This window comes from Cupriavidus sp. PET2-C1, from assembly GCF_054515855.1.
Genome location: NZ_CM137259.1, coordinates 1,707,089 through 1,728,413, shown reverse-complemented (window position 1 = coordinate 1,728,413; position 21,325 = coordinate 1,707,089). Strand labels below are relative to the sequence as shown.

Below are 21,325 nucleotides of genomic sequence, written 5' to 3'. Positions count from 1 at the left end.
GGCAGGTGCCGCATATCGACGGTCGGGTGCGCCAGCGTGTCGATCTGTTCGCATGGCCACGTGCGGTTATGCTCGCCGCTCATCCGCCCACCACGAGGCCCTGCCGTGATCCATTCAACGCGTCACGGGTCCGCTCGCAGGCCTGGCCGGCGATGCTCGAGGCGTCAGCGTACCCAGCCAGGATTCCCGCGCGCTGGTCAGCCCGGCCGAACACGTCGGCAAGCCCTCCGAGGGAATCGCCCGCTGCCGAGCCTGAGCCGGACGCGGCGGGATTGCCAGCGGCGCTAGTGACGGCAAGTTGATTGGTTCGGACATTTGTGACCCCAAAAAAGAAGAAGCCCGCTCGGAGCGGGCCGTGGCTCTACTTCATTGCCGCCTATCCTCGCAGCGCGGAAACCGGCTTTGTGTGGAGAAAATACTGAGGGGTGGGGAGCCGTTCGAGGAACTCAGACGCTCCCCCAATATTGGGGGATCGAAGAACGCACGCCGGCCGTACACTGCTTCCAACGTGTGCACTGCACCATGAGGCCGCTATGAGCATCTTCCTGCTGGGCTTCCTCGTCTTCGAGGCGCTTTGGTTCTTGCCATTCCGGAAGGTTTTCCGGACCGCTCGCTTCGAGCCGGGCTATGAGTATCTGGCCCTGATCCCTGTTTTTGGGCCTCTGGCCTGCGTATGGATTCTCGCGTTCAGGCCTTGGCCGCTGAAGTCGAGACTGGTGCGCACGGTGGCGCCCTAAATGAAAAAGCCACTCGGAGGTGGCCAAGAGCAGCAGCCGGTGAGGGCTGCGGAAAAGAGAAAGCCCCCGAAGGTGGGTCGTATTCCGGCGAATCGGTTCTACCGCAGTCGCTTTATCTGCGGAAGCGACTCCTGGAATCCGTGGAGCAAACAGCCGACGAGCGCTGGACCGTAGTTGCTATCCGGACCATCTGGGATCTTCCATTCGAAGAAGCCATCCTCGGCAAAGGTTGCGTTCCCCTGCTCCTCGATCAGAATCACGTGGAATGGAACCAGCCGCATCATCTCATCCGCGCCTAGAATGAAGCGCGAAAATTGGTACCGTCCCACGAGGCGTCCATCCCACTTCGCAAAGCCGAACTGAGCATAAACGCGGCCAAAGCTGGTATTGAGTTCGAAACTCTCTCTCTCGTCACCCGGCAACGCTGGGCCTTCCACCGCAGCGCGGGCCATGAATCCCTCTTGAGCAAGACACTCGCCCACGAACTTCATGAACCGCCTCGCCTGCGCGCGAAGCATCTCGGCACGCATGGCGTTTTTCTTGGCGGCGTCGCCCTGCTCTTTTGTGGCTTCCATGTCAGCTTCATGAGAGTGAAGTGATGCCCAGTCTCCGACCTGCTGGCGGTGCCTGCAATAGCCCTTTATGGGGGAATGTAGATCGCCGGATCGAGGTGGTGTGGCGAACCAATAAATACGGAAATCCCACGAGAGGAAATGCGCTATTTAACTGGCGACCTGGACTAGCAGGATAGCCGCACTAACGCTGATCGACTCCCGCCGAGCGGCATAGGTAGTTGCGTCCGGCTGGAAACACCGAGGCTATAGCGATAGCTGACACTGCTTGCCTTGCGGAGATGGGCGCAGCCATGCGCGCCGCAGTCGCCAAAAGAGAGACGAAGTGATTGCCTCGCGCAACTCAGCAGCGGCCCTTCTTTGCTTGCCCAGGCGGGCAAAAGGACGCGTTCCCGTCTTGGTCAACTCGACAATTCCCCTTCTTGGCTTGCCCGGGAGGGCAACCGTTGCCTTGGCCACCGCCATAGCCATCGTCGTAAGGAAGCATTGCACAGCCGCTGAGCAGTGCGCCACAGGCGATCAGCAGCAAAAGAATGGGTTTCATGGCTCGTTTTGCAGGGGAACTATTGATTTCAAGACAGCATACCAGCCGCCATCCACCTCATCGTGAACGCGGGATGCGAAGCAACTCAATGATCCGCCACCATGCCTCGAGTGCTCGGCCATTGATCGTTACCGTCACTATCGTGACTCTGCGCCACGCCCTCACTGAGGTCACCCACATCGCACTTCCCCAGCCCGAATGCATCTTCATACGGGGACGCGACGCAAAGCCTGAGAAATGCGCCGCAGGCAACGGCGATGGCGAGAACAGTAGTCATTGGTCGGCAATCGGATTTAGGCCTCGGGGGCAAACAGGCTACCAGCACCGACCAATTTCGATTGCAAAGAATAGTCAACAAAAAACCGAGGTATTCGCATGATCCACCGCGAACACAAGACGTTCGGCTTCTGCTGCGGCCTTTGGAGGTGAAATGATGCGTATAAGTGATGCAAACGATATTTTTGCGCGAAGGAGGGGCAAACATACATCATATAAATCAGTATCTTATACAAATAATGGGGGCTAAATGGGGGCTAGCAAAAGTGCTGGAAACGGCCGTTTTCGACTCTGATAGTGCCGCTTAAAGCCCTTTCCGATTACTGTATATCCATACAGTTAACTCAACTATCCGCACTTGGCTTAGGACGACTCCTATACTGTATATCCATACAGTAAATGTGCTGCATTCCGCAGCACCCACCACCGCCCGGAGTTGCCACCATGTCCGATACTCGCGCCATCAAGTACATCATCGTGCCCTACCGCAAGGGCAAGAGCGACACGCTCCTGCCCGGCGAGATCCGACAGGCATCGAGCGAAGTCGGCGCTATTCGCATTGCCAGCGCCATGGCATCGAGCTTCGCCGGCGTTGCAGCCTATGAGGTCTTGGTGGACGAGGAAACAGGCGAGATGAATTCGCCCCGAATCCTCGCGCAGGAAGGGAGCATCCCCGCTCTCGGCGAGTGACGAAATGGCCATGTCCATCTTCCTCGAATCCCACTTCCTGCCCGGCGACACGGCCCAGCTGCGCCTCGACTGCGAAAGCGTCACGGTAATGGCCAGTGCTGTGACCGTGCAAGGCATTGAGACGCGCCACATCGAGAAGATGGCGTGGACGGCCGATTACCGTCGTTCGAGCAGGACGGCCAGCACCACCGGATCAGGGTGGCCCGGCCGGCCGTGAAAACGCCGCTGCGCGCGCGGCTCCCGCGCCGCTGACTAGCGGCATCCGCCTCGCCATGCCCCCCGACACCCCAGAGAATTGGGTACGCGCGCTGCGCCATCCATTCGCGGCGGCACGCCGGATGCCTATGGCAATCCGTTCAGCATGCAGCTGTACCTCCTGGATCCTCACGGCCAGCCAGTCCACACCCTGGACGGCAACGCGCATCATGAATTTCTGAGGGGCTGGTTCAAACGTTTCGTGCTGCGCACTGACCTTCCCGAGCAGGATGCCCGCGTCTGGACATGCTTCTGCCCATGGTCAGACACGATGAGCGACAAGCCGGTCTTCGTTACCCACCTGGCCGGCGGCGGCATCGACAAGATCTTCACCTCGGCGACGTGGCAAGAGGCGCAGGACAAGCACCAGCGCGTCTCGGAAAAGGCGCAGCGGGTGTTGCCGCTCACGCCCCTGCCAGGAGATGAGGAGGCGCACTAACTATGCCCCGCTGCAGCGCCAGCTGCTGCGCGACGTCTTCGGCGTCGAGCCGCCGCCCCTGGACTATCCGCCCGAGACCTGGCCGGACTATGCCGCACCGATCATCGTGGACAACGGCGACGGCGCGCGCCAGGCGCCGACGGGAACGTTCGGCATGGTGCCGAAGGCCCGCATCCCGCCGGGCGTGGCCAAGTTCGACACCACCAACGCGCGATCGGAGACAGTCGACGAGAAGCGCTCGTTCTCCGGACCGTGCCGGCGCCGCGGGCGCCGAGAGCGAAGGCGGCCGAGTAGACCCGCCCGCGAACACTCCATGGAATAGCTTCGGAGATGGAGCGATGACTAGGCTGATTTCAAGATTTCCACTGTCACTAGCTTTCATCGCCGCACTCGTGAACTTGGCATCGTGCAACCAGAAAACGCCTTACGAGCGCGAGGTGCAATGCCGCACGACATGTGGCGAGCAAGGAAAATATGGAACATTGGAGACAACACGGCCTCGGCCCCCGGCGTCCAAGGCCCCGCTACCAATTGAATACGAGTGCGTCTGTTCCTGATGGCAATCCGCTGGCGATGCAGCTGGAGAGCATCGTGGGGAAGTGCGCGGGCAACACCTATCGGGTCAGCGCGCGCGACATGGTGAAGATCAAACGGCCGGGAGCGGTGCCGGCGCAGCGGTTCTACAGGAAGACTCAATAACAAAGGGCGCCCTCAGGCGCCCCCGGCGGCGGTCAATGACTGTTCCCGTCCGAGTCTCCACCCCAGCCACCTCCAGCGCGCGTTTGCAGTGTATCAAGGGCGCCTCAGCGCGCATCCCTACTTAGGCAGGGATTGATGGCGCCACCAGGGAATCGTAGGCCACGCTCGCACGCGTACTTCGTACTCCAGATCCTCTGCCCCTCGCGGCTCCGCTACGCCTCCCTTCATCGGAGGGGTACTGATATTGCTGCGACGCACCACAATCAATCCCGGCGACAGATTGACCCCGTTGCCAATCCTCGAGGGTGTAGGTGTCTACCCTGCCGCCTACACCCCCTTTTTCCCTCCGATCTTCACAGCCCCCGACTACCGCCGCTCACTACGAGGGCGCCTGCGATGATCCAGTCAGCGCGTCATGAGTGCGCTCGCAGGCTTGGCCGGCGATGCGGGCGGCGTCAGCATATCCAGCCAGGATTCCCGCGCGCTGGTCAGCGCGGCCGAGCACGTCGGCAAGCACTCCGAGGGGGCCAGCTAGCGCAGCTGCACGCGGCCCTACCCGCCGGAGTTGATGGATGCCGAGGCGTCGCCGCGCGCGAAGGCGAGCTCAGTAACCGGAGAGTGCCTCCTCACCCCGCTCGATGGGCTCAAACCAATGTGGTAGGAGTGTCCCTTCAATGCGATAGGCGAGCCCCTTCAACTCCAAGGCCGATATCAACCCTACGGTGCCTCTCATATGCTTTAGGCATGCTGGCGAGGCCACCCGTCCTCGATCAGCCGCTGTGCCGCGACTCGCATACTCGGTCGCGGCACTTTTTTGCGGTACAACCTGTCCTGGAAGGACTATGGGACGTCGCCCTATGGCGACCGGGCGCCGCGCGCCTACAACGGAAGCACTTGTGGTGGTCAAGTTTTTTCAGACAGGTGTTTAGGTTGTCTGGTGCTTTAGCTTGTCCTCGTATTTCTGCGGCGATTCATAGCCCAGCGTCGAATGCAATCGCACCGGGTTGTAGAAGCCAACGATGTACTGCGTGATGTCGCGCCGGGCCTCGGCCCGGTCGACGTAGCGCTTCTGCCATACGCGCTCCATCTTCAGATTCAGGAAGAAGCGCTCCATTACAGCGTTGTCCCAGCAGTCGCCCAAGCGGCTCATGCTGCAAACCAGTCCGTGGTGCGCCAGCAAGCCCTGATACTCCTCGCTGGCATACTGGGCGTTGACGGTAGTGGTTTTACTCCAACAGGCCGCTCGACTATGTTTCTTAGATCGGCACGCTAATATCTTCAATTGCAGGAACAAGAGGACCGTAAATGGCTACACAGAGAAGGGCTGCGCCTCCCGCGAAGAAGGGGACCACCAAGCAATCCAAGGCGATGACCAAGCCTACGTCTGCACCTCGCGCCTATGTTCTGCAGGAGGATGTTCCCGCGTATGCACTGGATGATGCGCTACGCGTGCCGAGAGCCATTTTGGATAACTACGGAGGGTCTGCTTCGTCCGCGCTCGATGTCGCATCGGCCCTGAACCTGCAACCTGGGAGTAGCCAGTTTCGCATGCTGTGCGGGGCCTCAATCGCATATGGCCTAACCGAAGGCGGATACAACGCTGCCTCGATAACACCAACACCTCTAGCAAAGCGTATCCTCAGCCCGCTTGAAGAGGGAGATGACCTTTCGGCTAAGAGGGATGCGATTCTCAAGCCGAGAATTTTGCGGGAGTTCCTCTCAAAATACTCAGGCTCGTCACTGCCACGTGTGGATATTGGTCACAACGTATTGAAAGCCATGGGGGTTCCAAGTGAGCGAGTCTCTGCAGTATGGGATCTAATTCTCTCGACTGCTGATAGCGTTGGTTTCGTGCGGACCATCAAGGACAAGCAGTACATTGATCTCGGTGGAACAAAGCCAACAAGCGAGAAGCCTCAGGCCGATCCTATGGCACAGATCGTGACGCCGGATGCGCTTCCCGAGGCTGCATACGAGCAGCCCGCACTGCCGCCCTCGGAGAGGGTAAACACAGCCCCGCAAAGCGACACAGGAAGTCGGCGCGTTTTCATCACGCACGGTAAAAACACGGCGTTCATCGAGCCGATAAAGAAGCTGCTCGGTTTTGGCGAGATGATCCCTGTCGTTTCGGTTGAGAAGCAGAGCGTTTCACAGCCGGTGCCTGACAAGGTGATGAATGATATGCGTAGCTGCAGCGCAGCCATAATCCACGTAGATGGCGAGCAAACGCTGATCGACCAAGAAGCGAAGCCGCACACAGTCATTAACCCAAACGTTCTGATTGAGATTGGTGCCGCAATGGCACTTTACGGGAGGCGCTTCATTCTGTTGGTTCGAAATGGCGTAAAACTCCCCTCCAACCTGCAAGGTCTCTATGAAGTCCGGTACGACGGCGAGGCACTGGACGGAGACGTCACCATTCGATTGATCGAAGCAATCAACGACATGAAAAGCACCCCTCTTCCAGGTCAAGTTTCTGTATAAGGGTAGGGTCGGCAGTTCAAGACAGACTGCCGGCCCTGCATGACTCAGCGCCTCGGGTAGACCCGCTTGAGTTCAACTGGATACCTGACTTGCGCCAGCGCATCGGCCATGCCCTTCAGGCGGATATGGGTGTACGTCGTCGCCCCAGTTGAGCCCGTGGGCACATGGCCCAAGATGGCATCCGTGGTTTCCTGTCCAATATGCAAGGATGCAAGCTCGGACCGGACGGTATGCCGGAAAGCGTGGAATGTCTCCAGTTCATCCGTAATGCCGATCTCATCAAGTCGGATGCGGAACCACTCTCCGAACACCGCTGCCGACCCCTTGCTCGTGTTGTTCAGGGCCGGGAACAGATGCGTATGTCTCGCCTCTCTCATGGCCTGAACGTACTCAAGAAACCCAAGCCGCACCAGCTCAGGATGGATAGGCAAATGCCTCTCACTGGCCTAAGTTTTGCGGGTGGCCCCCTCTGCCCAACCGTGAATCGAAAGCACGTTGATCCCATTCACGTCGATCACATCGCCAACCCCGAGTTGCCCAAGCTCCCCGAGACGGGCGGCAGAGTAAAGCCCCATCAACGGGAGCCAGTACGCAGCCCAGCCGGCTGCATTGCGATGCTCGGGAAGTTCCCCTCGCTCACAGATGGCCCCGGAGAACAGGCAACGAATATCAGCATGGGTAAATGGGAGTCGCTTCTTGGAGTTCTTGACCGAGATGGTGAGCGAGGCCCAAGGATGGGCAGGGAGCCTCCCTTGTACGGCCTGTAGCCGATCCAGTGCCGCCTCCGACAAGCTACCGTCCTCGGTGGGTCGCTGCGCCTCTGGGACAACCTCGGGATCATTAGACGTGGTGAAGAACCGTTGAGGCCGGTCAATGGCTGCTAGCAGACTGCGAGCGGCGTCCGGCGTGTACCGGAGCGCGTAGTCCTTAGCAAGGATTGTGTGCCGCGCTCGGGCGACGATGTATTCCGCTAGGGTCTTGGGAACCTCGGAGACTTTTGGAGCCCTCAGGGCGTCCTTGGCCCTAAGGAACTCAGCCTCGAAGCCTGCGCGAAGCGAAAGCGCCTCCACTCGGGCCACTTCGGGATCCCGGGTCTTCAGGGAGACGTTACAGCGCAGCCTGTTGCCGTTGTAGGGAGGTTGGTCTTTGATCGCGTCCGGGACCATAACGCGGAGATACCAAACGCCATTGCGCTGGTATAGGCCCGGGATTTTCCGCTGAGGCTTTGGGCTTGCCATAAGTGCTTTCCGATCCCTGTGTGTCATTGGATCAGTGCTGCACTATTGTGCCACAAGCCCTTGATTTAGCTGGAAATTCTTGATTTTATTGGTGCGAGGGAGGGGACTCGAACCCCTACACCATTGCTGGCGTCAGGACCTAAACCTGGTGCGTCTACCAATTTCGCCACCCTCGCAGTCCCTGCGGCGTGCATCCCTGACGGGAGGCCGCTGTGCTCGTTGTCTTACAGGCGTGCCGGGCAGCGTGAGAGATATCACAAGAGCACAAAAGCAAACAGGCGGCTGAAACTGCCCGCCTGGCTTTGTTACCTGTGCTGCCGGCGCACTTGCGCATGCAGCGCAACGAGGCAGCGGATTCTAGCGCAAAGCGCCGCTGGAATCCAGCCCCCTCGTGCTGCCGGGGGCATCTCTTGGGCTATGTCTTCGCGCTGACCTTGGTTTTGATGAATGCCAGCACCAGGACGGTGGAGCAGGCTTCCAGCGCGGCGACAAAGTACAGGCCGGAGGAAAGCTGGCCGGTGCTGGTTTTGAACCAGCCGATCATGTAGGGCGCGACGAAGCCGGCGAGGTTGCCGATGGAGTTGATGAGGGCGATGCCGCCGGCGGCGGCGGTGCCGGCGAGGAAGGCGGAGGGCAGCGACCAGAAGACCGGGAAGGCGGCGAGGATGCCGACGGAGGCGATGGTGAGCGCCACCATGGCAAGCACCGCGCTGTGCAGCCACATGCCGGTGAGCACAAGGCCGGCGGCGGCCATCAGGGTGGCTAGCGCGCAGTGCAGGCGGCGTTCGCCGGTGCGGTCGGAGTGGATGCCGTTCCAGACCATGGCGAGGGTGCCTGCGATGAAGGGAATGGCGGAGACGAGGCCGATCTGCAGGTTGCCCTTGACGCCGAGTTCTTTGATGATGGATGGCGACCAGAAGGCGATGGTGGCATTGCCGCTGACCACGCAAAAGTAGATGGCGGCGCAGATCCAGACGCGCGAGTTGGTGAAGGCGGCGCGCAGCGAGGAGTGCTTGGCGGGGTCGCGGTTTTCGGCTTCGATCTCGCGGGTGACGAGGTCGCGTTCGCTGGGAGTGAGCCATTTGGCGCTGATGGGCTTTTCGGGCAGGAACATCAGCACGGCGATGCCGGCGAGCACGGAGGGGATGCCTTCGATGACAAACAGCCATTGCCAGTTGGCGAGGCCGTCGACGCCTTCCATGCTGCTCATGATGAAGCCGGCGAGCGGGCCGCCGATGACGCCGGCGATGGCAAACGAGGTCATGAACAGGCCGTTGATGCGGGCGCGGCGCTGGGCGGGGAACCAGTAGGTGAGGTAGAGCACGACGCCGGGAAAGAAGCCGGCTTCGAACACGCCGAGCAGGAATCGCAGCGCGTAGAACTGCATGGGGGTCTTGACGAAGATCATCGCCATGGAGGCGAAGCCCCACAGGATGGTGATACGGGCGAGCGTGCGGCGCGCGCCGATTTTTTCCAGCAGGAGGTTGCTGGGGACTTCGAACAGGAAGTAGCCGATGAAGAAGATGCCGGCGCCGAAACCGTACACGGCTTCGCTGAATTGCAGGTCTTGCAGCATCTGCAGCTTGGCAAAACCGACATTGACGCGGTCGATCCAGGCGAGCACGAACAGGAACACCAGGAAGGGAATCAGCCGCACCGCGATCTTGCGGTAGGCCTCGTTGCGCTCTGCCGGGGTGTGGGCCGGGCTCTCCAGGGCGCCAGGGGCGCCGGTCATCACGGAAGACATCGGTGGTACTCCTTGGGTGTTGATTGACGGGGCCGCGCTGCTTGGTCGCGGCCCTCGGTCTTTTCTTCTATCTTCTGGCTACTACGCGTTACTGCAGCGCGGCTTCGATGGCGCCGGCCACCTGCAGCACGCGCGCGTCGCGCCCGTTCAGGCCGCCGACGCTCAGCCCCATGCCCTGCTCCGCCGCCGGCATGGGCAGCGATACGGCGCAGCCGTCGAGGAAATTGAGCACACTCGGGTTGCGCAGCACGAGCCCGTTGGTGGCGAAGAAGGCTTCGTCGCTTTGCAGGGCATCGAGCCGGGGCGGACGCACGGCGACCGTGGGCATCAGCCAGGCGTCGGCTTCGCGCAGCAGGTCGGCGGCGCGAGCCTGCATGGCGCGGCGTTCGGCCAGCAGTTCGATGTAGTCGGCGGCGCCGAGTTGCTCGCCGCGGCGGATGCGCATGGCGACGCGCTGGTCGTAGGCATTGCCGCGTTCGGCCAGCAACAGCTTGTGCCAGTGCCAGGCTTCGGCTGCCGTGAGGCCGCCGGCGGCGTTGATCTGCGGCAGGCGCTTGAGCTCGGGGAATTCAAACGGGACGATCTGCGCACCGAGCCGGGAGAGCGTGGCGAGCGCGGCGTCAAAGGCTTGGGCGACTTCGGCGTCGAGGCCGTCGCACACGAAATCGCGGGTCACGAGCAGACGCAGCCCGGCCAGCGGCGCGGGACGGCTGTCCAGCGTTTCGCCGCTGACGATGGCGTCGAACGCGGCGCAGCAGGCAACCGAGCGCGCGAGCGGGCCGGCGGAGTCGAGCGAGGTCGACAGTGGCACGGCGCCGGCCAGCGGCACGCGGCTTGCGGTGGGCTTGAAGCCGGTCAGGCCGCAGAACGCGCTGGGGATGCGGATGGAGCCGCCGGTGTCGGTGCCGAGCGCCGCAACGGCCATATCGAGCGCCACGCTGACCGCGCCACCGGACGTGGAGCCACCCGCGATGCGTGCTTCGTCGAAGGGCGTGCGGGGCGTGCCGTAGTGCGGGTTCAGGCCGAGGCCGGAGAACGCGAACTCGCTCATATTGGTGCGCCCGATCAGCACGGCGCCGGCGGCGCGCAAGCGCGCCACCACGGGCGCGTCGGCGCTGGCGGGCTCGCCCGTGAGCGCTTTCGAGCCGGCCCGGGTCACCTGCCCTTTTACGTCGAACAGGTCCTTGACGGAGACCGGCAGCCCGGCCAGCGGCGATGCCACCAGCCCCGCGGCACGCGCCTGGTCGGCGGCGCGGGCCGCGGTCAGCGCGCCGGCGCCGTCGACTTCCAGGAAGGCGGTGCCGCCAGCGTTACGGTGGCCGTCGATGCGAGCCAGTGCCTGCTCGGTCAGCGCAACGCTGGTGGTGCGCCCGGCGGCCAGGTCGGCGGCAAGCGCGGCGATGGTTGGCAGCGTGGTGCTCATGGTGCGACCGCCAGGCTTTCCACGCGATAGGCATGGCGCAGCGTGCGCTTGAGCACCGGATCGTGGAGTTCGACTTCAAAGGCTTCGCCGCTGCCCAGTTCGCCAATCACAGCTTGCGTGCCGCAGAACATGGCGGTGCCCACCGGCAGCTTGTCTTCGCCGGTGAGGCGCTGGATCAGGTCGCGCGGGTCCAGCAGGCGCGTGACCAGCCCTTCCTGGTAGAGCTCGCGCTGGCCGTTGCGGGTGCGCCAGCAGCGCATCTGCAACTGGTCCCAGTGCGCGGCGACATCGTCGAAGCGCCAGACTTCGGTGCCCAGGGGCTTGGCGCACATCTGCTTGGAGACGGTAACGTCATAGGCTTCGACCTTGCGGTCGGTGTGGTCGGAGCCCACGCCGATGTACATCGCGTCCTTGGCCGCCAGCAGCACGAACTCGATTTCGCCGGAGGAGTCTTCGCGCGGCACTTCGAGCAACGCGCTGGTGGTCAGCAGCGAGGCGGCCAGCGGGTAGAAGCATGGCACGGTGCTCGGCGGCTTGACGCCGATCTCTTCGAGCTCGCGGATGTGGTGGTTGACGGCGTCGGCGTCGCGGCCGGTCCAGCCGGCGATGATGAGGCGCTGGATATCGAGGACGAGTTCACCCTCGCCGGCTACCTGGAATTGAAGTGTCGGCATTGCTCACTACCTGTTGCGGTTGTTGCGGTTGTTGCGGTTGTTGCGGTTGTTGCGGTTGTTGCGGAAAAAAACGGTCAGATGGTCCGGATGATGTTCTTCCGGAATTCGTCAATGTGTTCGCGGATGGCCTCGCGCACCGCCGGCACGTCGCGCCGCTCCAGGGCATCGATGATCACCAGGTGCTCCTGGTAGACGTTCTCCAGGTGCTGCGGGTCGGACAGCGAGAGAAACCAGAAGCGCGCCTGCTTCTCGTGCAGGCCGCGCAGCAGGTCGGCCAGCACGCGATTGCGCGAGGCGGCCGACATGGCGGTATGGAACTTGAGGTCGAGCGCGGCCAGGCCGGTAATGTCGCGCCGCGCGATCAGGTCGGGCGAACGGTCGACGATCTCGCGCATGGCCTTGAGATCGCTCTCGTGGGCGCGCTCGCAGGCCAGCGTGGCGCACAGCACTTCGTTGGTGGCGCGCACTTCGATCATGTCGAGCACTTCGTTGAGCGACAGTGGCGAGACCAGCACGCCCTTGCGCGGCAGGATCGACACCAGCCCTTCCACTTCCAGCCGGTGCAGCGCCTGGTGCACGGGGGTGCGGCCAATGCCGAGCAAGGCCGCGACCTGGGCTTCGTTGAGCGGCTCGCCGGGACGGAATTCGCAGGAAATGATGCGCCGCTTGATCTCGGCATAGGCCTGCTCGCGCAGCGCGGCGCCAGTGGCGGCGCGCGAGGCTGGCTCAGGGGTGTGATCGGCGCCGCCGACCAGCCGGATCGGGTTCGACATGGTGATTCCCGCAGTGTTGAAGTTGTTGTGATACTAGTCTGATATTTCACTGATCGTCAACAAATCAGGAATGCGGGTAAACACTGAAGAGGAGCGAATCGACGGCATTGCACTGTCGCGCATGCGCTGCATTTCTCGCCCGCTCGCAACCAGGATAATTCTCCGGAAGCCTTATAGAACAAGGCATTCGAGCGACATAAGGAAGATCGCGCGCCAAAATCGGAGGGGCGGTTGCAGCGCCGCTATTCCCAAAGAAAGACGACCCGAATATCATGGACGGAACCCATACGAATCGATAATCGATTCAGTCGTATATTGGTGCAATATGCACTCATCGTGGTGCAGGCCTTCCCAGCGATGGTGCCCGTCACTGGTACGAAGACTCGGAAGACCCGGAAGACTCGGCGGAACGCGAACATGAACCGGCAAGACCATCAGGAAAACGGCGGCGCAGCGCCGGCCATCGACACGGAAAGCGACGAAAAGACCACTCGTCCGGACCCACTTTTCAATCAGTCGCTGGAGAAGGGGCTGGAAGTGCTGCGGGCTTTCAGCGCGGTCCATCGCACCCTCACGCTGGCCGAACTGGCGGGGCTGACCGGCATGACCAAAAGCTCCGCGCAACGCACCGTGCATACGCTGGAAACGCTGGGCTATGTGGCCAAGCACCCGCAGACGCGGCGCTTCCGGCTGACGCCCAAGGTGATGGAGATCGGCTACAACTACCTGTCCGCCGACGCGCTGATCCAGGTCGCCAGCCCTTACCTGTCGCAGCTCGCCAATGCCAGCGGCGAGACCGCCAACCTGACCGAGCCGGTGGGGCTGGAGATGGTCTACGTGGCGCAGTTGATGACGTCGAAAACCATCCCGGTGCTGACGCCCGTAGGCATGCGCATCCCGATGTACTGCACCAGCAGCGGCCGCGCGTACCTGAGCACGTTGCCCGACGATCAGGTGATGGCCATGCTGCAGGACTCGGCCCGGGTGGCGCGCACGCCGGCCACGCTGACCGATGTGGCGGCGATCTTCGAGACGGTGGTGGCTTGCCGGAAGGTGGGCTACGCCTGCAACAACGAGGAGTTGTTCCTGGGCGATATGGGCGTGGGCGCGGCCATCGTCAACAGCCAGGGGCAGGCGGTGGGCGCGGTGCATGTGTCGCCGCCGGCCAGCCGCTGGAGCATGGCCGAGGCGCAGAAGAAGCTGGCGCCGATGGTGATCGAATGCGCGTGGGCGATCTCGCGTTCGATCGCCCACTGAGAAGTTGAATCGCTAACTCGCTAACTCGCTTTAGCGCGCGTGCTCCAGCATCGCTTGCAGCAGCACATTGGCGCCGGCCTCGATATGCTCGGGCAGCGCGTCTTCCAGCTCGTTGTGGCTGATGCCGTCCTTGCACGGCACGAAGATCATGCCGGTGGCCGCGCGCTGCGCCACGTACACGGCGTCGTGCCCGGCGCCGCTGACCACGTCCATGTGCGGCAGGCCCAGCGCGGCCGCGGCGCGGCGCACGCTGTCCACGCATGCCGGCGCGAACACGCAGGGCTCGAACTTCACCACCTGGCGGATCGACACGTCTACCGCGCCACGCTGCGCAATCTGCGCGAACGACGCGCGCATGGCGGCGTCCATGCGGTCCAGCCCATCCTGCGAGAGATTGCGCAGGTCCACGGAAAAATCCACGCGGCCCGGAATCACGTTGCGTGAGTTGGGGGTGACCTGCACGTAGCCTACCGTGCCGCGCCCGTGCGGAGCCTCCGCCACGGCGATGCGGTTGACTTCATCGATCATGCGGGCGGCCGCCAGCATGGCGTCGTGGCGCAGCGCCAGCGGCGTGGGGCCGGCGTGGGCATCCATGCCGGTCACGGTGACGTCGTACCATTGCTGGCCGAGCGCGCCCGAGACCACGCCGATCGGCAGCCCGGCGGCTTCCAGCACCGGCCCCTGCTCGATATGCGCCTCGAAATAGGCCGCGAACATGCCGCCCGGCACGTCGCCCACGGGCTGCTCGCCGCGGTAGCCGATCTGCTCCAGTGCTTCGCCCACGCTGATGCCGTCGAGGTCGCGCTGGGCACGGATGAACGCCGCCTCGAACACGCCGGCAAAAGCGCCCGAGCCCATCATCACGGGGGTAAAGCGGGTGCCCTCCTCATTGGTCCAGAACGCCAGCTCCAGTGGCGCGCGGGTGACGATGCCCAGGTCGTTGAGCGTGCGCATGACCTCCAGGCCAGCCAGCACGCCGAAGTTACCGTCGAACTTGCCGCCCGAGGGCTGGGTGTCGATGTGGCTGCCGGTGGCCACCGCAGCCGCATGGAGATCGCTGCCGGCACGGCGCGCGAACACGTTGCCTACCTCGTCGGTGCGCACGTCGAGCCCGGCCTCGCGGCACCAGCCGACCACCAGGTCGCGGCCCTGGCGGTCCAGCTCGGTCAGCGCGATGCGGCACACCCCGCCCTTGGGCGTGGCGCCGATCTGCGCGAGGTCCATCAGCGATTGCCACAGGCGTGCTGCGTTGATGCGGGGAAGGTGTTGCTGATCCATGTCGGGAAGCCGGTTGGTTGGGAGTCAGACAGGGAAGTCAGCAAAAAACAGGCCATGGCAAGAACAGCAGCGGCACAACGCTCGGGCGCAGGCTCAGGCATTGGCACTGGCGTAGGCACTGGCATAGGCACTGGCATATGACTTGCTTAACTGCTCCCGTCTCCCCTTCCCCCCACCCAGGAGCTTTGCCCGTGACCGTTTTCTCTTCCGACTCCGTAAGAAGCGTGAAACCCGGCCTGAAGTCCATCGCCGCCGCTGCTGCGATCACCGCCGTCTCGATCCTCGCCTTGCCGGGCACCGCGATGGCCGAGAAGGTGCTGCGCATCGGCATGACCGCCGCCGACATCCCGCGCACGCTGGGTCAGCCCGACCAGGGCTTCGAAGGCAACCGCTTCACCGGCATCCCGATGTACGACGGGCTGACCCAGTGGGACCTGTCCAAGGCCAACGGCCCCAGCCTGCTGATTGCCGACCTGGCCACGGAATGGAAGGTCGATGCCAAGGACAAGACCCGATGGATCTTCAAGCTGCGCCCCGGCGTGAAATTCCACGACGGCTCGCCGTTCAACGCCGACGCCGTGGTGTGGAACGTGGGCAAGGTGCTCGACAAGACCGCCAGGCAGTTCGACCCCAGCCAGGTTGGCGTGACCGCCTCGCGCATGCCGACGCTGCGCTCGGCCAAGAAGATTGACGACCTCACGGTGGAGCTGGTTACGTCGGAGCCGGACTCATTCCTGCCCTACAACCTGAGCAACCTGTTCATGGCCTCGCCCACACAGTGGGACAAGAAGCTGGCAGCAGTACCGGCCTCGGTGAGCGATCCGGCCGAGCGCTCCAAGCAAGCCTGGGTGGCCTTTGCCGCCGATGCTTCCGGCACCGGTCCCTTCAAGATGAGCCGCTTCGTGCCGCGCGAGCGCCTGGAGATGGTCAAGAACGCGCAGTACTGGGACGCCAAGCGCGTGCCCAAGATCGACAAGGTGGTGATGCAGCCGATGCCGGAGGCCAACGCCCGCACCGCCGCGCTGCTGTCGGGCCAGGTCGATTGGATCGAGGCGCCGGCACCGGATGCCGTGGCGCAGATCAAGAGCCGCGGCTTTGAGGTCTACGCCAATGCCCAGCCGCATATGTGGCCGTGGCAGCTGTCGTTCGCGCCCGGGTCGCCCTGGCTCGACAAGCGCGTGCGCCAGGCGGCCAACCTGTGCGTGAACCGCGAGGGCCTGAAGACCTTGCTGGGCGGCTACATGGCCGAATCCAAGGGCATCGTCGAAAAGGGCAACCCGTGGTGGGGCAACCCCGCGTTCGATATCAAGTACGACGCCAACGCCGCGCGCAAGCTGATGCAGGAGGCCGGCTACTCGGCCGCCAAGCCGATGAAGGTAAAGGTGCAGGTGTCGGCCTCGGGCTCCGGCCAGATGCAGCCGCTGCCGATGAACGAGTACGTGCAGCAGAACCTGAAAGCGTGCTTCATCGACGTCGACTTTGACGTGGTCGAGTGGAACACGCTGTTCACCAACTGGCGCATCGGCGCCAAGGACCCGAGCGCGCATGGCGCCAGCGCCATCAACGTAAGCTTTGCGGCGATGGACCCGTTCTTTGCCATGGTCCGTTTTGTCAGCACCAAGACGCAGCCCCCGGTCTCGAACAACTGGGGCTACTTCGGCAACGCGGAGTTCGACAAGCTGATCGAAACGGCGCGCACGTCCTTCGACGAGAAGGCGCGCGACACGGCACTGGCCAAGCTGCATGCCCGCATCGTGGAAGAAGCGCCGTTCGTGCTGATCGCGCATGACGTAGGCCCGCGCGCGATCTCCAGGAAGGTCAAGGGCGTGGTGCAGCCGCAGAGCTGGTTTATCGACATCGCCACCATGTCGATGGACTGAGGCGTGCTACGCGCCGAGCACCGGGCCGTGCACCAGGCCGAGCACCAAGCGGCCAGCGCGCGTGGCCGGTCCCGGGCCGGCCACGCGCAGCGCAATCCAGAAGATGCCAGGCCGGCATGCATCGGCCTGGCTCCCCGAGAAACCACGGCAGGCAATGCTCGCCTTCCCCCCCGGCCACGAACATGCTCTACCTGCTCCGCCGCATCGTCTACGCGATCCCCATCCTGCTCGGGGTCGCCCTGCTCTGCTTCTCGCTGGTCCATATCGCGCCAGGCGACCCGCTGGTGTCGGTGCTGCCGCCCGACGCCTCCGAGGACCTGCGCCGCCAGCTCACCGCGCTCTATGGCTTCGATAAGCCCTTCCTCGAACAATTCCTGCACTGGCTCACCCGCGCGCTGCACGGCGACCTGGGCACCTCCATCGCCACCAACCGCCCGGTGATGAGCGAGGTGATGACGGCGGTGATCAACTCGGTCCGGCTGGCCGCGGTAGCCACGCTGATCGGCTTTACCTTGGGCTGCCTGTTCGGCTTCGTGGCGGGCTACTTCCGCGATTCCGCGGCGGACCGCACGGCCTCCTTCCTGTCGGTCTTCGGCGTGAGCATGCCGCACTACTGGCTGGGCATGGTGCTGGTGATCGTGTTCTCCGTGTTCCTCGGCTGGCTGCCCGCCACCGGCGCCGGCCCTGGTGGCTCCAGCGACTGGGCATGGAACTGGGAGCATATCCAGTACATGGTGCTACCGGCGGTGACGATGTCGGTGATCCCGATGGGCATCGTGGCGCGCACCATCCGCGCGCTCGTGGCTGAAATCCTCTCGAACGAATTCATCGTCGGCCTCAAGGCACGCGGCTTGTCGGAGCTGGCGGTGTTCCGCCATGTGCTGAAGAACGTCGCGCCCACCGCACTGTCGGTGATGGGCCTGCAGCTCGGCTACCTGCTCGGCGGCTCGATCCTGATCGAGACGGTGTTCTCCTGGCCCGGCACGGGCTTCCTGCTCAACTCGGCGATCTTCCAGCGCGACTTTCCGCTGCTGCAGGGAACCATCCTCGTGCTCGCCGTGTTCTTCGTGCTGCTGAACCTGCTGGTCGATGCACTGCAGACCTTGTTCGACCCGCGCATCCAGCGCAACTGACGCCATCAAGGAAACCCGGGAGCCCCCATGGAAATGACTCTGAAAAAGCCCGCCCTTGTGCCCGTCGTGCAGCGCTCGCCTGGCTACTGGGCCACGGTGGGCAAACGCCTGCTGCGCAACAAGCTGGCCATGCTGGCCGCGCTGATCCTGCTGGCGCTGGTGTTGATGGCGATCTTCGCGCCCGTGCTGATGCCGGCCGATCCGTATGCCGCCTCGATCATGAAGCGCCTCAAGCCGATCGGCACGGAGCACTACCTGCTTGGCACCGACGAACTGGGGCGTGACCTGCTGTCCCGCCTGATGCTGGGCGCGCGCCTGTCGCTGTTCATGGGCATCACGCCGGTGCTGATCGCCTTTGTGATCGGCAGCGCGCTGGGCATCGTCGCGGGCTATGCCGGCGGCTGGACCAATACCGTGATCATGCGGCTGGTCGACATCCTGTACGCCTTCCCCTCGGTGCTGCTGGCCATCGCGCTGTCGGGCACGCTCGGCGCAGGCGTGGGCAATGCGCTGCTGTCGCTCACCATCGTGTTCGTGCCGCAGATCGTGCGCGTGGCGGAGAGCGTGACCACGCAGGTACGCAACCGCGAGTTCGTCGACGCGGCGCGCGCCTCGGGGGCGTCGTCGCTGACCATCGTGCGCGCCCACGTGCTCAACAATGTGCTGGGGCCGATCTTTGTCTACGCCACCAGCCTGATCTCGGTGTCGATGATCCTGGCCTCGGGCTTGTCTTTCCTCGGCCTCGGCGTCAAGCCGCCCGAGCCGGAATGGGGCCTGATGCTTAACACGCTGCGCACGGCGATCTATACGCAGCCGCTGGTTGCCGCCCTGCCCGGCGCCATGATCTTCCTGACCTCGATCTCCTTCAACCTGCTCGCCGATGGCATTCGCTCGGCGATGGAAATCAAGGACTGATGCCATGATGGAAACCTTGCAAGACGCGGTACCCGATGCATTGGCCCACACCGATGTCGGCGGCCCCGCGCAACCGCTGGTGATCGCGCGCGACCTGATCAAGCACTTCCCGCTCAAGTCGAAACTACCCTGGCGCAGCGGTGGCGAAGTCCGCGCCGTCGACGGCGTCAGCTTCGAGGTGAGAAAGGGCGAAACGCTTGGCGTGGTCGGCGAGTCCGGCTGCGGCAAGTCCACCACCGCGCGGCTGCTGATGCAGTTGATCGCGCAAAACAGTGGCGAGCTGATTTTCGATGCGCTGGGCGTGGGATCGGCGCAGCTGCCGATGAAGCGCTACCGCAGCCAGGTGCAGATGGTGTTCCAGGACAGCTACTCCTCGCTCAATCCGCGCCTGACCATCGAGGAATCCATTGCCTTTACCGCGCGCGTGCACGGCATCGACGCGGGCGAAGCCAGCGCGCGGGCACGCGCCCTGCTGGACCGCGTGGGCCTGGAGCCGGCGCGCTTTGCCGGGCGCTATCCGCACGAGCTGTCCGGCGGGCAGCGCCAGCGGGTGAACATCGCGCGGGCGCTGGTGCTGCGCCCGCGCCTGGTGATCCTCGATGAAGCCGTGTCGGCGCTGGACAAATCGGTGGAGGCGCAGGTGCTCAACCTGCTGCTCGACCTCAAGGCCGAGTTCGACCTCACCTACGTCTTCATCAGCCACGACCTGAACGTGATCCGCTACCTGTGCGACCGCGTGATGGTGATGTACCTGGGCAAGGTGGTGGAGGTGGGCGACACCGAAACGCTCTATGCCAACCCCGCGCATCCCTACACGCGTGCGCTGCTGGCCTCGATGCCGGCAATGGACCCGGATCACCGCACCCAGGTCGCGCCGCTGGCGGGAGACCCGCCCAACCCGATCAACCCGCCATCCGGCTGCAGCTTCCATCCGCGCTGCGCCGTGGCGGAGGACGTTTGCTCGCGCCGTGCGCCGCAGTTGTCCGAAGCGCTGGCGGGGCATCCGGTGGCCTGCCTGATGGCTAACGCGGACGGCGGCCACAGCCAGCAGATGCCCGCGGCCGCCAGCCCGCTCGTTGCAGCATCCTGAGGGCCAAATCGTGAATGCACCCGTGAACGTACTCCCGAACGTACCCGTGACCGCACCCAACCACAGCACCGAACCGCAGGCAGCCGCCCCCATGGTGTCGGTGCGCGACCTGCGCGTGACCTTCTCCGGTGGCGGCAAGACCATTCGCGCCGTCAGCGGCGTGTCGCTTGAGGTGGCGGCCGGCGAAACGCTCGCCCTGATCGGCGAATCCGGCTCCGGCAAGAGCGTGACACTGCGCGCGCTGATGCGCCTGCATCCGCCGCGCCGCACCCGCATGGAAGGCGAGATCCGCATCGATGGCACCGACGTCACCGCCCTCGATGGCCGCGGCCTCGCCCGGCTGCGCGGCGGCAAGGTGGCGATGGTGTTCCAGGAACCGTTGCTGGCGCTGGACCCGGTCTACACGATCGGCCAGCAAATCATCGAATGCATCCGCACCCACGCCCGTGTGTCCGCGGCCGAGGCGCGCCAGCGTGCGTTGCGCGCGCTGGAGTCCGTGCGCATTCCCAGCCCGGAGCGGCGCCTGGCGGCTTATCCGCACGAGATGTCCGGCGGCATGCGCCAGCGCGCCATGATCGCGCTGGCGCTGTCGGCCAACCCCAAGGTCCTGCTGGCCGACGAGCCGACCACCGCGCTGGACGCCACCGTGCAGATCCAGGTGCTGATCCTGCTGCGCGAGCTGCAACGCGAGCTTGGCCTGTCGATCGTGTTCGTCACCCATGACATCGGCGCGGCTGTGGAAATCGCCGACCGCGTCGCCGTGATGTACGGCGGGCGCATCGTCGAAGAAGGCCCGATCCGTACCATCCTGCGCGCCGCGCGCCATCCCTATACGATGGCGCTGCTGCAAAGCCGCCAGCACGGCATGGACCGCGGCCAGCGGCTGCAGACCATCGCCGGCTCGCCACCCGATCTGTCGGCCTTGCCGCCGGGCTGCAGCTTTGCCCCGCGCTGCCCGCACGCCCGCGCGCAATGCCTGGAGGCGGTGCCGCGGGCTACCGCGCTGGGTGGCGGGCATAGCGTGAGCTGTGTGCTGGCCAGTGAGCCGGTCGCCCATGCCGAGGCGCTGGCGTAGGCGCTGTCAACCCGCCGTGACGCCGCGGCATGCCGGCACATGCCGTGCAATCCGTGCAATCCGTGCAATCCGTGCATGCCGTGCATGCCGTGCATACGGTGCAATCCGTGCCAATATCGCCTTTACTGATTGCTACCCTAGCCTTC

General features: G+C 63.9%; 20 protein-coding genes, 1 tRNA gene and 3 pseudogenes. 12 read left to right on the top strand and 12 right to left on the bottom strand.

Going from position 1 to position 21,325, the window contains the following annotated elements:
* Window positions 1-79: 79 nt before the first annotated feature.
* Window positions 80-244 (bottom strand): annotated as a pseudogene (locus ACX12D_RS07930) (DUF2514 family protein); the annotation flags it as partial.
* Window positions 245-533: 289 nt separating this feature from the next.
* On the opposite strand from ACX12D_RS07930, the gene ACX12D_RS07925 reads away from it, so the two are divergent.
* The gene (locus tag ACX12D_RS07925) at window positions 534-737 is read left to right on the top strand and encodes a hypothetical protein (protein WP_459373551.1); all 204 of its coding nucleotides are present in this window, start codon (window positions 534-536) and stop codon (window positions 735-737) included.
* 98 nt (window positions 738-835) lie between these two features.
* On the opposite strand, the gene ACX12D_RS07920 is transcribed toward ACX12D_RS07925, so the two are convergent.
* Entirely contained in the window at window positions 836-1,312 is a 477-nt protein-coding gene (locus ACX12D_RS07920) for a hypothetical protein (RefSeq protein WP_441630774.1), read from the bottom strand.
* Window positions 1,313-2,573: 1,261 nt separating this feature from the next.
* On the opposite strand from ACX12D_RS07920, the gene ACX12D_RS07915 reads away from it, so the two are divergent.
* From ACX12D_RS07915 to ACX12D_RS07900, 4 genes are all read left to right on the top strand, one after another.
* On the top strand, window positions 2,574-2,819 hold the full coding sequence (locus ACX12D_RS07915; protein WP_318233330.1) for a hypothetical protein: 246 nt from the start codon (window positions 2,574-2,576) through the stop codon (window positions 2,817-2,819).
* Between the two features lie 10 nt (window positions 2,820-2,829).
* Window positions 2,830-3,036 carry a hypothetical protein gene (locus ACX12D_RS07910; protein ID WP_459373550.1) on the top strand — a complete coding sequence of 69 codons (207 nt, stop codon included), beginning with the start codon at window positions 2,830-2,832 and terminating at the stop codon, window positions 3,034-3,036.
* 144 nt (window positions 3,037-3,180) lie between these two features.
* Window positions 3,181-3,513, top strand: coding sequence for a hypothetical protein (locus tag ACX12D_RS07905; RefSeq protein ID WP_459373549.1), 333 nt, complete (start codon window positions 3,181-3,183; stop codon window positions 3,511-3,513).
* Window positions 3,497-3,835, top strand: coding sequence for a hypothetical protein (locus ACX12D_RS07900; RefSeq protein ID WP_459373548.1), 339 nt, complete (start codon window positions 3,497-3,499; stop codon window positions 3,833-3,835). Before ACX12D_RS07905 ends, ACX12D_RS07900 begins: the two co-directional genes overlap by 17 nt.
* Before the next feature lie 756 nt (window positions 3,836-4,591).
* Here the strand turns inward: ACX12D_RS07900 and ACX12D_RS07895 are convergent.
* Together ACX12D_RS07895 and ACX12D_RS07890 are read right to left on the bottom strand one after the other, a co-directional pair.
* Window positions 4,592-4,799: pseudogene (locus tag ACX12D_RS07895) on the bottom strand (DUF2514 family protein); the annotation flags it as partial.
* A 338-nt stretch (window positions 4,800-5,137) separates the two neighbouring features.
* Window positions 5,138-5,422: pseudogene (locus ACX12D_RS07890) on the bottom strand (integrase core domain-containing protein); the annotation flags it as partial.
* Between the two features lie 158 nt (window positions 5,423-5,580).
* Between ACX12D_RS07890 and ACX12D_RS07885 the strand changes: the two are divergent.
* Complete coding sequence (locus tag ACX12D_RS07885; RefSeq protein WP_459373547.1) at window positions 5,581-6,696, top strand: TIR domain-containing protein; 1,116 nt, start codon at window positions 5,581-5,583, stop codon at window positions 6,694-6,696.
* A gap of 44 nt (window positions 6,697-6,740) precedes the next feature.
* On the opposite strand, the gene ACX12D_RS07880 is transcribed toward ACX12D_RS07885, so the two are convergent.
* The 7 genes from ACX12D_RS07880 to ACX12D_RS07850 form a co-directional block, all read right to left on the bottom strand.
* On the bottom strand, window positions 6,741-7,127 hold the full coding sequence (locus ACX12D_RS07880) for a site-specific integrase (RefSeq protein WP_459373546.1): 387 nt from the start codon (window positions 7,125-7,127) through the stop codon (window positions 6,741-6,743).
* A 15-nt stretch (window positions 7,128-7,142) separates the two neighbouring features.
* Window positions 7,143-7,934: a DUF6538 domain-containing protein gene (locus tag ACX12D_RS07875; protein WP_459373544.1), complete on the bottom strand. Its 792-nt coding sequence runs from the start codon at window positions 7,932-7,934 to the stop codon at window positions 7,143-7,145.
* Between the two features lie 89 nt (window positions 7,935-8,023).
* Window positions 8,024-8,110, bottom strand: a tRNA-Leu gene (locus ACX12D_RS07870).
* Window positions 8,111-8,349: 239 nt separating this feature from the next.
* On the bottom strand, window positions 8,350-9,669 hold the full coding sequence (locus tag ACX12D_RS07865) for an MFS transporter (RefSeq protein WP_459373962.1): 1,320 nt from the start codon (window positions 9,667-9,669) through the stop codon (window positions 8,350-8,352).
* A 100-nt stretch (window positions 9,670-9,769) separates the two neighbouring features.
* Entirely contained in the window at window positions 9,770-11,104 is a 1,335-nt protein-coding gene (locus tag ACX12D_RS07860) for an amidase (protein ID WP_459373543.1), read from the bottom strand.
* Window positions 11,101-11,778: a DUF2848 domain-containing protein gene (locus tag ACX12D_RS07855; RefSeq protein WP_459373542.1), complete on the bottom strand. Its 678-nt coding sequence runs from the start codon at window positions 11,776-11,778 to the stop codon at window positions 11,101-11,103. Before ACX12D_RS07855 ends, ACX12D_RS07860 begins: the two co-directional genes overlap by 4 nt.
* Window positions 11,779-11,852: 74 nt before the next feature.
* Window positions 11,853-12,551 carry a GntR family transcriptional regulator gene (locus tag ACX12D_RS07850; protein ID WP_441630760.1) on the bottom strand — a complete coding sequence of 233 codons (699 nt, stop codon included), beginning with the start codon at window positions 12,549-12,551 and terminating at the stop codon, window positions 11,853-11,855.
* 417 nt (window positions 12,552-12,968) lie between these two features.
* Here ACX12D_RS07850 and ACX12D_RS07845 point away from each other — a divergent pair, with 417 nt between their 5' ends.
* Entirely contained in the window at window positions 12,969-13,808 is an 840-nt protein-coding gene (locus ACX12D_RS07845) for an IclR family transcriptional regulator (protein ID WP_459373541.1), read from the top strand.
* A 30-nt stretch (window positions 13,809-13,838) separates the two neighbouring features.
* Here the strand turns inward: ACX12D_RS07845 and ACX12D_RS07840 are convergent, their stop codons facing one another.
* Window positions 13,839-15,086 carry a Zn-dependent hydrolase gene (locus ACX12D_RS07840; protein WP_459373540.1) on the bottom strand — a complete coding sequence of 416 codons (1,248 nt, stop codon included), beginning with the start codon at window positions 15,084-15,086 and terminating at the stop codon, window positions 13,839-13,841.
* Between the two features lie 302 nt (window positions 15,087-15,388).
* On the opposite strand from ACX12D_RS07840, the gene ACX12D_RS07835 reads away from it, so the two are divergent.
* From ACX12D_RS07835 to ACX12D_RS07815, 5 genes are all read left to right on the top strand, one after another.
* A complete protein-coding gene (locus tag ACX12D_RS07835) occupies window positions 15,389-16,966 on the top strand; it encodes an ABC transporter substrate-binding protein (RefSeq protein ID WP_459373961.1) in 1,578 nt (525 codons plus the stop codon).
* A gap of 182 nt (window positions 16,967-17,148) precedes the next feature.
* Window positions 17,149-18,099, top strand: a complete 951-nt coding sequence (locus ACX12D_RS07830) for an ABC transporter permease (RefSeq protein ID WP_459373539.1) — start codon at window positions 17,149-17,151, stop codon at window positions 18,097-18,099.
* 27 nt (window positions 18,100-18,126) lie between these two features.
* Window positions 18,127-19,014: an ABC transporter permease gene (locus ACX12D_RS07825; protein ID WP_150990600.1), complete on the top strand. Its 888-nt coding sequence runs from the start codon at window positions 18,127-18,129 to the stop codon at window positions 19,012-19,014.
* A 7-nt stretch (window positions 19,015-19,021) separates the two neighbouring features.
* Window positions 19,022-20,104 carry an ABC transporter ATP-binding protein gene (locus ACX12D_RS07820; protein ID WP_459373960.1) on the top strand — a complete coding sequence of 361 codons (1,083 nt, stop codon included), beginning with the start codon at window positions 19,022-19,024 and terminating at the stop codon, window positions 20,102-20,104.
* Window positions 20,105-20,195: 91 nt separating this feature from the next.
* A complete protein-coding gene (locus tag ACX12D_RS07815; RefSeq protein ID WP_459373959.1) occupies window positions 20,196-21,179 on the top strand; it encodes an ABC transporter ATP-binding protein in 984 nt (327 codons plus the stop codon).
* Window positions 21,180-21,325 lie beyond the last annotated feature (146 nt).